Raw genomic sequence first — 12,992 nt, forward strand, 5'->3', positions numbered from 1 at the left:
CATAATCACCTAATAATTATAGTGTTAATCTGAACTATATCTTGTGTAATCATATTTCCTCTAACAGTTTTTTTCCTTCTCATTCCGTCTTCTTCTGGATAGAAACCTGGAGGTCCACTTAATAATAGCTTTCTTTTGGCTCCACCTGGAACATCATATCTCATTGGGAAACCAGAATTATCAGATCCACCAGTTATCTTTATTTTTAGAGGTATTCCAGACACATTTAATTCTATTACATCACCAATTTTTGCTCCTATAATATTGCTTAATTTTGATTGATCTATAGATAATTGAAAAGATTTAGTCCTATAAGCTTCTGCTTCAAACTCATTAGCTCCATATTTTTCTGCTATGCTAGCTGCAATCCAAACTTCGTCAGAGGGAACATTATTGTCAATTTCTATTTTAAAATGGGTTTTTACTTTTACTTTTTTGTCTCCTTCTTGTTTTATTGTTTGTAATGTTAGTAAAGTATCTAAACCTAATTCCTCCTTTAACTTCTGATTTATTTTCGCAATGGGCAAAGCTTTTCCTTCTTTTTCTCCTTGGATTGATTGAATTTGATCAGATACTTTTACTTTTACTTTCTTTATTTTTGGTTCTTTTGTTTGCGGATCAGATATAACAATTTTAAAGTCTGGCAAGTTAATATCCCTTGGTAAGGTAAATTAGAATACAAGTATTTAAAATCGAAGTACATAAAATACGTATGTATGGAGTGTTATTGGTCCTACACGGTAGTAAAATTAAAGAATGGCAAGATGTTGCAATTCAATATGCTAATCTTTTAAGAAAATATTTTGATTTAGTTGAATACGGTTTTATAGAATTTAATCAACCTAGTATAACAGAAGCTGCAAAAAAACTAGCTAGTAATGGTGTAGATACTATTATTGTAGTTCCGTTATTATTTGCAGCTGGAACTCATTTTAAAAGGGATATACCAAAGCAATTAGAAGAAATAAGAGGAGTAAAAATTATGATTGCAGAACCTATAGGTGTTGATGAAAGAGTTGCAGAAATTTTAAAAGAAAGAGTCGAAGAAGTCTTAAGAAGCGGCACCAGAAGCTAATAGCTCTGCTTTTTCGGGCTCATATTTCCATTCTTTGGGTAATTTACCTATACTCTTATAGTAATCTGCAAGTCTTCTAATTTTAGATTCTATTTCTTCTAATCCTTTTTTAGCTCTCTTATCCTTAGGATGTTCAAATAAGTGTCTCCTTACATTTGCTGCTTTTCGGATTAAATTAAACAAGTCTTCAGGTATTTTTGGAGCAAGCCCTTTTTCTTCTAGGATTTTAGTAAGTTTTTTTCCAGTAATTTGTTTTACTAGAGGAATACCGTACTGATCTCTTAAAATTATACCTATCATACTAGGTGAATAACCTTTTTTAGCTAATTCTTCAACTAGTAATTCTACTTCTTCTCTAGTAAACCTAACCCACTTAGGTGCTCCACTTCTAACCGGTCTTGTAGAATGTGACTTACCATTAGGGCGTTTCTTATTCACTCTAATTCACCTATTTACCAAAGGCTTTAGTGAAGTACTATTATAACCTTTATTTTTAAGTTCTTCTCTTATAATTTTCGTCCCCTTGACCATGTTTAATAATTTTTGGAATGCAATTTTTCTAGGCAAAAGCTTTAATCCACAATCTGGATTTACCCAGATCATTTCTGGCTTAAAGTAATCTAGTAACATTTTTAAATCATTGGCAACTTCCTCTGGTGTTTCTATTCTTTTATTATGGACATCTATAACCCCTACTCCAATTTCTCTATCCCATTTTTTAAACAGTTTTACTGGTTCATAATTATAATTCTTTAACGCTAAATTAATCTGATCTACATTTAATTTATCTAAATAGGGCTCTAAATAACTGTATTCACCATAACATACATGCATTACAACTTTAACGTTAATTCCCTTTATAGACTCATTTACAGCTTCTATAGCCCATTCAACTTCATTTTTGTGAGTATGGATAGCTGGTTCATCTACTTGAATGATTTTCGCACCAGCTTCTACTAACTTTTTCATTTCAGTATTAATTACCTTAGCCAGGTCAAACGCTAAGTCTCTTTTATTCTTATAGTATTCATTATATGACCACTCAGCTATTGTATAGGGTCCAGTAATAGTAATCTTTAGATTTTCAGTATAGGATACAGATTTAGCGAACAAAAATTCATCAACTAGCATAGGCTTGATATACTCAACTTTGCTTACTACGGATGGTTTTCTATAATAATTAGTCCCCCATACTCTAACTGGTCCATAGAATTTAAATCCAGCTAATCTTTCTGCGAAAAATTCTACCATTTCATCTCTTCTCATTTCTCCGTCAGTGGGTACATCAACTCCAGCTATCTCGTGATCATGTAATACTGTAACTACTGCATCATCAAAAGCTTCTTGCAGATCTTCATCAGAAATTTTCCCAGCTTTATGTAATCGTATTGATTCTCTTAACCATTTAGGTCTAGGATAACTACCTATAACCGTTGTTGGAAGAATTGGTAATTCATCCATTTAACATCATCTCCTTTGCTTTTTGTAATAATTTAAATTTTTTCTGAACTATTATTTCTGGTATAAAATCATTAAAGGAAGAGTTACCTAAGATTAGCCTTTCTATTCCTTTTTCAGATGCAGTAGAAACTATTCTTTTAATTGTAACAATTTTTTCCATTTTTGTTGTCCTTGAATCTAGGATTCCAAAATATACTTGCTTTCCTTTTAGGAATTGATAAAGTCTACCAAGCTTATTTTTATTGCCTTCAGTCACATCAAATCCATAAACAGTTACTGGCAATTTCATATAATTTTCTAATCTATCAAAATTTATATCAAAATAAGTTAATAAATGTATTTCTACGTTTATATTTTCTAGCATTATATTGTAAACCTCTGGTAGAGTATCCAATAAATCCTTCTTTATTCCTTTTTGGAAGATTGAAGGTTCATGAATTTCTACTACATCGCTTTTCATATTCTTCAGTAATGAGTTAACTATTATAGCATAATCCCTCATTAATTCTTCTTCATTTTTATAGTATTGATTTTCAGAAAGTTTAAGAAAAGTTAATGGTCCTAAAATTACGGCCTTAAGTTTAAAACTATAATTTCTCGCGAGCTCTTTAGCTTTTTCAAAATATTTAATGTATGTATTATCCTCCTTGTACTTCAGTTTTTCATTTATTACAATTTGCCTATAGTAGAAGTTATTGTCAAAAAATCTCGTTAGGCTTCCTTTTTTAACATTGGTAAGGAAAGAATATGTTAAGTCTGCAATATCATCCCACTCTATCATGCTGTCTGTAGTAAAATCAACATTAAAGGATTTCATCATCTCAAAAAAATTGTTCATGAAATTGAATATTTGCTCTAGATATTTCTCCTCAGATATCTTCCCATTATTTTTCTTTGAAATTATTTTAGCGATTCTCACTGGTTTAGGATAGCTCCCGATTAGTGCTGTTTCTAATCTCATCAGGATAATTTGGGGGCAAGCAAATAAGTAACTTTCCCCCCTCCTTCCATGTTGAATTCCAACTGCATAGGTTTTTGTTCCGCAAATGCTACCTTAACATAATCTGATAACTTCGTAAGGGATATAATATCATTTAGATATTCAACGTCATATGCAGAAGAAGATTCTTTATTAAATTCTATATCTGCAAGGCTTCCAGTATCTTTTGAGAATTCTACTTCTACTTTATTTTCACCTTCGCCTTTAACTATTACTTTTTCCTCATTAGCTGAAATTAGTAGTGTATCTGCTACTTCAGCTATTTCACCTATTGCATTCTTAAAACCACTTGCATTAATTGTAGCTTTAATATCAAATTCTAAATTAACTTCAGGTACCTCTGGTGGTAATACTTCTATGTTATTCACGTTAAATACTCTATTTAATGCACCACTTAAAGTAAGCTTTACGACTTCTGGGGAATCTGCTTCTATAATTATCTCCTCTTTTCTTTTAGCTGCCTTTAAAAGTTTACTCATATATTGTGTATTAAATCCAAACTTGAATTCTTCTGGTACATCATATTCTTTAAACATTTCTTTAGGAAGTTCGATCTTTATCAAAGAAATATGTGCTTTGTCTATAGCTACAAGCTGTATTCCCTCAGGTTTTATGTCAAATAGAGCCTCATCAACCAACTTAAGTAAAGCTTGAACAATAGCCTTCAGATCCCTCACGTCATCGTAAACTATACGCATTTACTATCCCATATTTATTTAATCTAATCAGTTTCTTATTTTTTCTTATGAGGTTTCCTCGTATAATCATTTCTTCAGATAGAAGTAACTCAGGTAAAACAATAATATCCTCTGCCCTAATGAGGGTTTTATCTAGGAAAATGAAAGTGAGGGGATTTAAGGCGGGACCAGATTTTATTGATCCAAAATACCATACATTAGCTACTGGGGTTCCTTCGATTAACCTGGACCTATGGTTAATGGGAATTAATGGAGTAAAGAAGAGTTTATTAAGATATGGAAAAGGCTACGATATTGGAATAATTGAGGGAGTAATGGGGTTATATGATGGAATTGATGTGAATTATAGCACTTATGAACTTTCTGAAGTTACTAAGACCCCAATAATTCTAGTAGTAAATTGCAATAATGTTAGTAGTACTATAGGAGCTATAGTAAAAGGATTAAAAGATTATAGAAATGCAAGAATTAGCGGAGTAATTTTCAATCAAATAGGGTCTGAAACACATTATAATTATTGTAAGAATTCTGTAAAAGAAGTTCAAGTTTTAGGTTATATAAAATACGATAGAAATTTCTCTATTCCTTCACGTCATTTAGGGCTTTTTACAACTGAGGATTTTAAAGAGGCTGAAAATATTTTGCAATCCGTATCTAGAGCTATAGAAGAATCTGTCGATATAGATAAAATTATTGAAATCGCAAACTCAGCAGAAGAATTACAAGAAGTAAATGAGATTACATATGATAAGGGGTTAAATAATAAAGAGATTGCTGCTATAGCTTTTGATTCAGCATTTAATTTTTATTATTCAGAAAATATAGATTTATTAAGGAATAAATATCAAGTAGAATTTTTTAGTCCCTTGTTAAATGAGAAAATCAATAATCCAGCTTTAATTTATATAGGTGGTGGATACCCAGAATTACATTTAAACGATCTTGAGAAATCTAATACTACCATAAGATGGATTAAAGAAGAGGCAGAAAAAGGTACAAAAATTTTAGCGGAATGTGGAGGTTTAATGTACTTATCAAAAGAAATTATAGCTGAAAAAAGCTATAAAATGGTTGATTTATTTGATATTAGTATTAAGGCTAAAGATAAACTCACAATTGGTTATACGGAATTAGATGTGATATCAGATAATATATTAGGGAAGAAGGGTGAAGTACTTAGGGGTCATGAATTTCATGTATCTAGAGCTATAAGCGTAGGCAACGATGTAAAATTTTCTATGAAAAATAGAATAGGAAAGGGTATATGGGAAAATAAAGATGGGGTTACTGTTTATAATACATTAGCTTCTTATTCTCATTTTCATTTTTCAAGCACTAGAGGATTGTTGTCTTTTTAGTTCGAGTTTCTTTACTCTATCTAGTACCTCTAATAACCTATCTATTTCTGTAGTATATAGTCTAATTCTGTATGGCAATTTAGATGTTTGTGAATGAATTTCTATATATCTTTTTTCTCTGTTTTCTTTTATCTCTGCATTAACTAGATGCCTTGAGTGTAAAAAAACTCCACTTTTATCTGTTGACAATATACCTTTTTCTGTAATTTTATAACTTTGTGGTACCATTACTTCCATAGTTTGGAATTTTATTAATCTTCTATACACAAACATATTGAACAAGAATAAGGCTTCAAAATAAATAACGTATACTAACAGTCTTTCATATCCAGATACACTTCCAACTATTTTAAGTAAAACTTCACCATAAAATGCAAATATTGCAATAATGTATATTATCATATACATAAATGATTTAAAACTAGCCATAGCAAACTCTTGCATTTTTTTCATATACTCTTCATCTTTCTGGGCAAGTTCTCCTGCTTTTTTCTCTTCAAAGAGAGTTCGTGAATTCGATATATCAGTTAAATATTTTCTTTCGCTAAGTAAAGGATTACTTCTCATTGTCATAACGCTAGTGATTCCAAGAATTACTATGATATAAAGAATATAAACAGGTAAGAAATACTGAGGATATAATGATAATACAAAAGACATTAAAATCATTAGTACTTGCGAGACTAGTATCATTTTCCAATTATATGGATTAGGATATCCTTGGGGATAGGTAGACATGCCTAATATTAATATCTTTAAAACCCTAATAAATATGTGTTTGGTTTTATTAGTCCTAATATCTTTAGTATCATTTTCTTTTATATCAATTAATCGATATACATACGTGTTGCCATCTACAGGAAATGAACTAAACATCTATGTAATACAAAAATATCAGAAAACTCCACTAGAAATTAATATAAGTTTTAACTTAAATTATTCTCCTTATATCTATATCTATATACATAATAATTCATTTTTAAATATATCATTTAAGAACAGTTCCATTATCTTTTTTAAACCTATAATTATATATAACTCTTCGAAGGAAACAACTTTAATTGGAATTGATTATCTATATGCAAGTAATATAACTATTCTTATATTTTCCTCTCAAGGCCAATATATAAAAATTATTGGAAATGTAAGTTATGTAAATAATACTTATACAAATATTAACAATTTTATAACTACTACAAAATCTTTCTCTACATATAACTTGACTTATATCACATTTATATTAATACTATTAATTTCTATAATCATATTTATTACACTGAAAAGATATAAAGGTTATTAGTACATACGCTTTTATATTTTTGATTAAAATTCTATTCGATGATTCAAAAGTCTGAGATTAGAAAAAACCTTGAGGACGGATTGCCGATATTGATCTACGACTTTGATGGTAGAGAAGAAGAAGTTGATATGATGTTTTATGCTGGGAGGATATCATGGAAAAGCATAAACTTGTTGAGGAAAGATGCGGGAGGATTAATATGTTACGTTACGTCTAAAGAATATGGCCAAAAATTGGGATTAGATTTTATGAGTAATATAATAAGAGAAAAATATCCTTACCTAGCTAAAAAACCGTCATATGGCGATGAACCGGCCTTTTCTATTTGGTTAAACCATATAACTACAAAGACGGGAATAAATGATGTTGATAGGGCAAAGACAATATCTGAACTTCATAGTGTTATTTCTTTACTTAATGAGGATGAAAAATTAGCTAAGGAAAAGCTTGAAACTGAATTCTACTCACCCGGTCATGTGCCTGTATTGCTATCTAGGGGAATAAGATATAGAAGAGGACATACAGAATTAAGTATATCTTTACTCGAGTATGTAAATTTAGAAAAGAGCGCAGTTATAGCTGAAATGTTGGACGATGGATTAAGTCTTAGTAAGGAGAAAGCATTAAGATATGCAAGGCATAATGGATTTTTATTTATAGAAGGAAAAGAAATCTTAAAGGAGGTTCTCATATGAGAAAATACGGAGTAGTAGATACAACATTCTCAAGAGTAGATATGGGAAGTATAGCAATAAAAGTTATAAGAGCAGAAGACCCCGATGCAGAAATAATTAGATATACTGTCCCTGGTATAAAAGATATTCCAGTTGCTGCAAAGAGATTATTGGATGAAGGCTGTGATGGCGTAATAACTCTTGGTTGGGTAGGGAAATCAATGTTGGACAAATATAGTTATCTTGCAACAAGCATTGGTTTAATAATCACACAAGTTCTAACTTCTAAACATATAATTGATGTTACTGTTCATGAAGATGAAGTAGATAATGAAGAAAAACTAAAAGACTTAGCAATAGATAGGGTAACTAAGCATGCAAAAAATTTAGTTAAGCTAGTAAGAGATGGAAGAAATGCACTAACTCCTTATGCTGGGAAAGGATTAAGGCAGGGATATGAAAATGTCGGACCAATCGATTAACTTAGCTATAGTAGTGGCTGAATTTAATTACGATATAACGTATCTGATGTTACAAAGAGCAATAGCTCATGCTAAATTCCTTGGTGCAAATGTAAAGGTTGTATTTAAAGTTCCAGGTAGCTATGATATGGCAATAGCTGTGAAAGAGTTACTAAAAAGAGATGATATAGATGCTGTTGTTACTTTAGGTGCAGTAATAAAAGGCGAAACAAAACATGATGAAATAGTAGCTACTCAAACTGCAAGAAAAATATTAGATTTATCAGTAGAATATGGTAAGCCTGTAACTTTGGGCATTATAGGTCACGGAGTTACGCATGAGCAAGCGGTGGAAAGGATAGAGGAATATTCCACAAGAGCTGTTGAGGCTGCAATCAAATTGGCTAGGAGGTTAAGAGAACTAAGAAAAATACAAACATTAAATGAGGAAATGGTGGTAATTGAATGAAAATTATGCAAATAAATTTAGTAGGCTATAAAGAATGGACTGAGAGCCTAGGGTATGATAGAGAGTGGAAAATTCAAAATTTTCAGCACGGTTTTTTATCTAGGCTTAATGAAATAGCAGCAGAAATAAATTCATTTATAATAACATACAGATATGATAGTTATATAATGTTACTTGATGGTGTCTTAATTGGAAAAAATGATTATATTTTAACTAAAATAAAAGAACTTTCACCAGTTCCAATAGATATATGTTTTGGATATGGTAAAACTTTACTAGATGCAGAAAGAAATTGTTCTATTAACATTGATAATATCTTATTAGCTAAAGATGAAAAAGTACTTGTAGCTCATTTTGATCTGGATGGATTTTCTAGAAAAAAGCTATTGTTCGATGCTTACCTAGAAGTTTATAAAATATATAATAAGTTATTTCATTATGCTATAGAACTTGGTGGTTTGGCTTATTATTTTGGTGGTGATAATATAGGAATTTTCTTAGGGGTTGAAAATATTAATAAAATAATAGAATTAGCTAATTCTTTCCCAAGTATGAAAGTAGGTATAGGAATAGGTAATAATCCAAGGGAGGCTCTTAAGAATGCCGCTGAGGCATTGCATACTATAAGAATATATAGAAATAGGAAGATCGAAATTGTCGATTCTAAAAATTAATTTAGGTGCTATTTTATCTGGAGAGGAACTAGAATATAAAGAAGGAGTAAATATTGAAATAGATGATAATAATAGAATTTTACACATCGGTAATGGTTATGATTCTTCTGCTAAAAATTTTAAAGAATTTATACTTGTTCCGCCTCTTATAAATTTTCATACACATAGCGGAGATTTTACTTTTCCGGAAATAGGAATTGACAAAACTATTAAAGAATTAGTAGGAGACCCCCATAGTGAAAAATATAAATATTTCAAGTTATATAGAAATAAGATCAATGAAGGAATTAGAGAATTTATTAGAAAATCTATTAGTTTTGGAATAATAGGAATATTGGATTTTAGAGAAGAAGGAGTAGAGGGTGTGTTGAAAGCTAAAAAATCTATAGATTTAATTGACATTTATTATTTCTCTCTCGGTAGATTGGATAAATTTGATGAGAAGGAATTAAAAGCGTTAGCAAAAGTTGCAGAAGGATATGGATTGCCTAGTCCTAATTATCATTCTAGCAAAGAATTAAATGTTATCAAAAATCACTTTGCTACAAAGATTAGAGCCGTTCATTTTGCAGAGACAAAAAAGCAATATTTAAGGGATGACCTAGAAGAAATAATTTTAAGTTATTCTCCAAATCTTATAGTTCATGGAACTCATTTTAGTATCAATGAATTTAATCTCTTAAAAAATGAAAAAATTCCTCTAGTTGTTTGTCCTAGAAGTAATTTATGGTTCGGTGTAGGTCTTCCTAATATTTCTGCAGCCTATGATGTTGGTGTTACTGTTTTTTATGGAAGCGATAATGGAAGCTGGATTTCGCCAAATCTGTGGAAAGACTTAGAATTAGCTCTTCTTATTACTAGAATACAGAAACCAGGATCTAACTATGCAAGAGATATTTTATCATCAGCTACTGTTAATGCATATAAGTATCTTCGACTTGATTTTACAATAAAAGAAGGCAATAAAATATATCCGGTTTTAATAAGAGGAGATGAAATTTTTAGAGCAAACGATAAATTTGTTGCAATAATTAAAAGAGCTTCAGATAATGGGATTTATAGTCTTGGTGCTATCCAGAATATAAGTTGACCACCAGAATCTGTAGGTACCTCAATTCTCATAGGTATGTTATTTCCAAATCCCACGGTTACATTTTGAGATATGGTAGTTACTTTAAATACATCTTTTAGAACTTCTATGCTATATACTGCTTTTGAAGGAGATTCTATATTTAAGGATTTAAGGGGCTTATCTTGTCTTAATAAGGACTTATATGTTCTGCCAGCCTCCTCTGTGGAGAGGGTAACAGTGTTTTCATCTGCAGATATTTCAACTTCTTCACCTACTAAGCTTAAATCTCTAGCAATATCTTTTAGTATATCCCCATCAGTTGTAAATGTTACACTTAGGTTTACCTTAGGTTCTGTTAATTGATCTATTGAAGTTTTTTCTCCCTTTATATAGATATTGCTTCTAGTTCCTGTTTTCTCATCTCTAACAGTAACTTTTAGACCAGCCTCAGTCTCTTCTAAAGTAACTGTTGCACTTTTAGTTTTAGCCTTTCCAAGAATTTTCTTTAAATCATTTATATTAATTTTAATTCCAAGCGGTTTATCAATTGTATAATCTTCCAGATATTCTTTTGGAATTTTAAATATAACCATGAGTACTTTATCATCTGTCAAATATCTTGAAAAAATGCTGTCTTCAGTAAAGTTTAAAATTATTTCGTCCGTAACCCTAAGTAGACCAGATAACAAGGAGTAAAAATCTTTCGCACTTGAATATGTCGCCTTAATCATTCTTCCTCATTTGTTTTTTGTTCTTTTACTTTTTTAGTCTTTTTTGCTACTTTCTTCCTTTTCTTCTTATCAGAGGAAGAATAATGAGAGGCTAATTCTTTAAACATTTTCTTTGCTTCTTCGATGCTTATTTTTCCATTAAGTAAATTGTCCCATATTTCAGTATTTTTCATTAATAATTCTATGTCAGCTACACTTAGTGCTGGCAGTTCTTCCTCTTCGCTTTCAGCTTCTACTTTCTCCTCGTGCTCTTCTTTTTGTGTAAATTCCTCTTCGCTTTCAGCTTCAGTGGATTCTTCCTCTTCTTCATTCTCTTTCTCATTCTCTTCCTCATCAAACATTATAATCCCCCTTATGTCAAGTTTAGTAGATATATTTCACCCCTTAATAAATCTCTAGTCACGCAATACCCCCTCGGTAATTTTTGTAATGTTTCATAAATTATAGCATATAACTGAGCATCAGAACCTCCAAACAGTTTACTCGCATAGTCTAGTTCTTTAGGTTCAACTAAATTAAATATAAAAAAGTAACTTGTATTAGCAAGTAGTTCCTTGATGCATTCACTTGTTTGAGAAATTATTATAAATCCAAATCCAAATTTTCTTCCTTCTGCAAACAGTCGTTCCAATATTTGTTTACCAGATTCTTTAGATAAGATAAAAGGTGCTTCATCTATAATAATTATTTTCTTTAAATTTGATATACCAGAAATATACATCGTATTTTGAATAGATTTTAATAATGTTTCTATTAAAATGTATTTTATTTCATTAGTAGGTATTTTAGAGAAATCTATAATTAGATTATTTTCCAAAATCTCTGAAATATTCACATTTGAATTATTGAAAACTGAAGATGTTAGAAATTGAATATAGGGTTCAATTGACTGATATTTTATTATATCTTGACTTGTAGTAGCTAGTTTTTTCTTTTTTTCCAATAGAATTAAAATATCTCTGAAAGTTGGTGGCGATAAATTCCATGTACTACTATCACTTTCATCTATTCCTTTTTCTGCATAAGCTTCAATAATTAAGTTTGTTAGTTCAATAGTTTGTAAGTTACCTAGATTAAAAAGACTTTTTATCATCAACGAAATTTCTAAGGCTCTTTCCTTGGGATTTCTGCCAAATAGACTTAACGGATTTATTGTTACTTTAGAAGCATCAATCTTCTTTGCTCCTTGGACTTCATATTCTCCATGTAAATCGAAAACTAAGTAAGATACGTTTAATGAATTCACAATCTTTTTTGCTAAAGTCGATTTTCCTACTCCACTAGTACCTATAATTATCACATTATAATTTTTACTAGAATTAAAATCTAGGTAATATATTCCACCAGTTCTGATCCACTTATACGTAGAATTTGAGGTATAAAATGCGTTATCTAATGAACTCCCCTTACCTATTTTTCCAATTATTTTTCCAATTAGAACTCCTCTGTTAGATGGTCTATACGTTTTAGGGAAAATTAAATAAGGTAATGTGATCCAATTAAATGTTATTAAGGGTAATTCGTAATAAAATCCATATAATGAGATTGCCAGAGAGTCTAATATGCTTCCTATTAAGAAGATAGGATTAAAGAATAATACCCAGTAGAGCAATACTGATAGGCTAATGCCTATTATAAATTTTAAAGGCGAGAAACTAAATTTCACTTTTTTGAGTTCATCAATTAGGAAATCATAAAAATTTCGTTTTACGAAAGAGTAAATAAAGAATGCAACTAATGTAACTACTAGATAATATTCAGAATAATAGGTAATTAGCAATAATGTCTCATAAAAATTTAATCTATTAATTATGCTATAAATAGAGAAAAACGATGGTAATGAGATAATAGATAATAATACCGAATTAAATAAGATAAATGCTATTATACCATTAATAATAATTATTAATGCAGTTATAGATATAAAATATAATGAATTCTGTGTTATATTGATAAAATAAAGAATTATAGTCTCTAAAATGAGGACTGAAAGGAATATAATGTAAGACCTCACTTATA

General features: G+C 30.2%; 16 protein-coding genes. 7 read left to right on the forward strand and 9 right to left on the reverse strand.

The window, feature by feature from the left end; all coding sequences use genetic code 11:
* Positions 1-5 precede the first annotated feature (5 nt).
* On the reverse strand, positions 6-647 hold the full coding sequence (locus D1869_RS01615; protein WP_156013637.1) for a 30S ribosomal protein S6e: 642 nt from the start codon (positions 645-647) through the stop codon (positions 6-8).
* A 65-nt stretch (positions 648-712) separates the two neighbouring features.
* Between D1869_RS01615 and D1869_RS01620 the strand changes: the two genes are divergently transcribed.
* Complete coding sequence (locus tag D1869_RS01620) at positions 713-1,075, forward strand: CbiX/SirB N-terminal domain-containing protein (RefSeq protein WP_156013638.1); 363 nt, start codon at positions 713-715, stop codon at positions 1,073-1,075.
* Here D1869_RS01620 and D1869_RS01625 read toward each other — a convergent pair.
* The 4 genes from D1869_RS01625 to pcn are packed head-to-tail and all read right to left on the reverse strand — an operon-like array spanning position 1,052 to position 4,234.
* The gene (locus tag D1869_RS01625; RefSeq protein ID WP_156013639.1) at positions 1,052-1,513 is read right to left on the reverse strand and encodes a 30S ribosomal protein S15; all 462 of its coding nucleotides are present in this window, start codon (positions 1,511-1,513) and stop codon (positions 1,052-1,054) included. The two genes, D1869_RS01620 and D1869_RS01625, sit on opposite strands and share 24 nt — an antisense overlap.
* Positions 1,514-1,519: 6 nt before the next feature.
* Positions 1,520-2,536 carry a methionine synthase gene (locus D1869_RS01630; RefSeq protein WP_156013640.1) on the reverse strand — a complete coding sequence of 339 codons (1,017 nt, stop codon included), beginning with the start codon at positions 2,534-2,536 and terminating at the stop codon, positions 1,520-1,522.
* Complete coding sequence (locus D1869_RS01635; RefSeq protein ID WP_156013641.1) at positions 2,529-3,497, reverse strand: uroporphyrinogen decarboxylase/cobalamine-independent methonine synthase family protein; 969 nt, start codon at positions 3,495-3,497, stop codon at positions 2,529-2,531. The genes D1869_RS01630 and D1869_RS01635 overlap by 8 nt, the downstream gene beginning before the upstream one ends.
* Positions 3,497-4,234 carry a proliferating cell nuclear antigen (pcna) gene (pcn, locus tag D1869_RS01640; protein ID WP_156013642.1) on the reverse strand — a complete coding sequence of 246 codons (738 nt, stop codon included), beginning with the start codon at positions 4,232-4,234 and terminating at the stop codon, positions 3,497-3,499. Before pcn ends, D1869_RS01635 begins: the two co-directional genes overlap by 1 nt.
* A gap of 47 nt (positions 4,235-4,281) precedes the next feature.
* On the opposite strand from pcn, the gene D1869_RS01645 reads away from it, so the two are divergent.
* Positions 4,282-5,592, forward strand: coding sequence for a cobyrinic acid a,c-diamide synthase CobB (locus D1869_RS01645; protein ID WP_156013643.1), 1,311 nt, complete (start codon positions 4,282-4,284; stop codon positions 5,590-5,592).
* Here D1869_RS01645 and D1869_RS01650 read toward each other — a convergent pair.
* Positions 5,563-6,330: a DUF2208 domain-containing protein gene (locus D1869_RS01650; RefSeq protein ID WP_156013644.1), complete on the reverse strand. Its 768-nt coding sequence runs from the start codon at positions 6,328-6,330 to the stop codon at positions 5,563-5,565. The two genes, D1869_RS01645 and D1869_RS01650, sit on opposite strands and share 30 nt — an antisense overlap.
* Before the next feature lie 600 nt (positions 6,331-6,930).
* On the opposite strand from D1869_RS01650, the gene D1869_RS01655 reads away from it, so the two are divergent.
* From D1869_RS01655 to D1869_RS01675, 5 genes are read left to right on the forward strand one after another with little or no spacing between them, the layout of a single operon-like run.
* Positions 6,931-7,587 (forward strand): 3,4-dihydroxy-2-butanone-4-phosphate synthase, encoded by a 657-nt coding sequence (locus D1869_RS01655; protein ID WP_156013645.1) that lies wholly within the window; start codon positions 6,931-6,933, stop codon positions 7,585-7,587.
* Entirely contained in the window at positions 7,584-8,048 is a 465-nt protein-coding gene (ribC, locus tag D1869_RS01660; protein ID WP_156013646.1) for a riboflavin synthase, read from the forward strand. The genes D1869_RS01655 and ribC overlap by 4 nt, the downstream gene beginning before the upstream one ends.
* Complete coding sequence (gene ribH / locus D1869_RS01665; RefSeq protein ID WP_184650951.1) at positions 8,029-8,496, forward strand: 6,7-dimethyl-8-ribityllumazine synthase; 468 nt, start codon at positions 8,029-8,031, stop codon at positions 8,494-8,496. Before ribC ends, ribH begins: the two co-directional genes overlap by 20 nt.
* A complete protein-coding gene (locus D1869_RS01670; RefSeq protein WP_156013648.1) occupies positions 8,493-9,170 on the forward strand; it encodes a GTP cyclohydrolase IIa in 678 nt (225 codons plus the stop codon). The genes ribH and D1869_RS01670 overlap by 4 nt, the downstream gene beginning before the upstream one ends.
* The gene (locus tag D1869_RS01675; RefSeq protein ID WP_156013649.1) at positions 9,151-10,260 is read left to right on the forward strand and encodes an amidohydrolase family protein; all 1,110 of its coding nucleotides are present in this window, start codon (positions 9,151-9,153) and stop codon (positions 10,258-10,260) included. Before D1869_RS01670 ends, D1869_RS01675 begins: the two co-directional genes overlap by 20 nt.
* Here the strand turns inward: D1869_RS01675 and D1869_RS01680 are convergent.
* Genes D1869_RS01680 through D1869_RS01690 form a run of 3 tightly spaced genes read right to left on the reverse strand, consistent with a single transcriptional unit; the run spans position 10,227 to position 12,987 of the window.
* Positions 10,227-10,973 carry a DNA polymerase sliding clamp gene (locus tag D1869_RS01680; protein ID WP_156013650.1) on the reverse strand — a complete coding sequence of 249 codons (747 nt, stop codon included), beginning with the start codon at positions 10,971-10,973 and terminating at the stop codon, positions 10,227-10,229. The two genes, D1869_RS01675 and D1869_RS01680, sit on opposite strands and share 34 nt — an antisense overlap.
* A complete protein-coding gene (locus D1869_RS01685) occupies positions 10,970-11,314 on the reverse strand; it encodes an RNA polymerase subunit Rpo13 (protein ID WP_156013651.1) in 345 nt (114 codons plus the stop codon). Before D1869_RS01685 ends, D1869_RS01680 begins: the two co-directional genes overlap by 4 nt.
* An 11-nt stretch (positions 11,315-11,325) precedes the next feature.
* Positions 11,326-12,987, reverse strand: a complete 1,662-nt coding sequence (locus D1869_RS01690; RefSeq protein ID WP_156013652.1) for an ATP-binding protein — start codon at positions 12,985-12,987, stop codon at positions 11,326-11,328.
* Positions 12,988-12,992: the final 5 nt, after the last annotated feature.

It is taken from the genome of Sulfurisphaera ohwakuensis (genome assembly GCF_009729055.1).
GTDB lineage: Archaea > Thermoproteota > Thermoprotei_A > Sulfolobales > Sulfolobaceae > Sulfurisphaera > Sulfurisphaera ohwakuensis.

What these genes read in the sequence shown, in the direction of transcription:
- D1869_RS01685 (WP_156013651.1), bottom strand. Translation starts at nt 11,314, where the DNA reads ATGTTTGATGAGGAAGAGAATGAGAAAGAGAATGAAGAAGAGGAAGAA.
- D1869_RS01670 (WP_156013648.1), top strand. Translation starts at nt 8,493, where the DNA reads ATGAAAATTATGCAAATAAATTTAGTAGGCTATAAAGAATGGACTGAG.
- D1869_RS01645 (WP_156013643.1), top strand. Translation starts at nt 4,282, where the DNA reads ATGAGGTTTCCTCGTATAATCATTTCTTCAGATAGAAGTAACTCAGGT.
- pcn (WP_156013642.1), bottom strand. Translation starts at nt 4,234, where the DNA reads ATGCGTATAGTTTACGATGACGTGAGGGATCTGAAGGCTATTGTTCAA.
- D1869_RS01630 (WP_156013640.1), bottom strand. Translation starts at nt 2,536, where the DNA reads ATGGATGAATTACCAATTCTTCCAACAACGGTTATAGGTAGTTATCCT.
- ribH (WP_184650951.1), top strand. Translation starts at nt 8,029, where the DNA reads ATGTCGGACCAATCGATTAACTTAGCTATAGTAGTGGCTGAATTTAAT.
- D1869_RS01655 (WP_156013645.1), top strand. Translation starts at nt 6,931, where the DNA reads ATGATTCAAAAGTCTGAGATTAGAAAAAACCTTGAGGACGGATTGCCG.
- D1869_RS01635 (WP_156013641.1), bottom strand. Translation starts at nt 3,497, where the DNA reads ATGAGATTAGAAACAGCACTAATCGGGAGCTATCCTAAACCAGTGAGA.
- D1869_RS01680 (WP_156013650.1), bottom strand. Translation starts at nt 10,973, where the DNA reads ATGATTAAGGCGACATATTCAAGTGCGAAAGATTTTTACTCCTTGTTA.
- ribC (WP_156013646.1), top strand. Translation starts at nt 7,584, where the DNA reads ATGAGAAAATACGGAGTAGTAGATACAACATTCTCAAGAGTAGATATG.
- D1869_RS01650 (WP_156013644.1), bottom strand. Translation starts at nt 6,330, where the DNA reads ATGTCTACCTATCCCCAAGGATATCCTAATCCATATAATTGGAAAATG.
- D1869_RS01620 (WP_156013638.1), top strand. Translation starts at nt 713, where the DNA reads ATGTATGGAGTGTTATTGGTCCTACACGGTAGTAAAATTAAAGAATGG.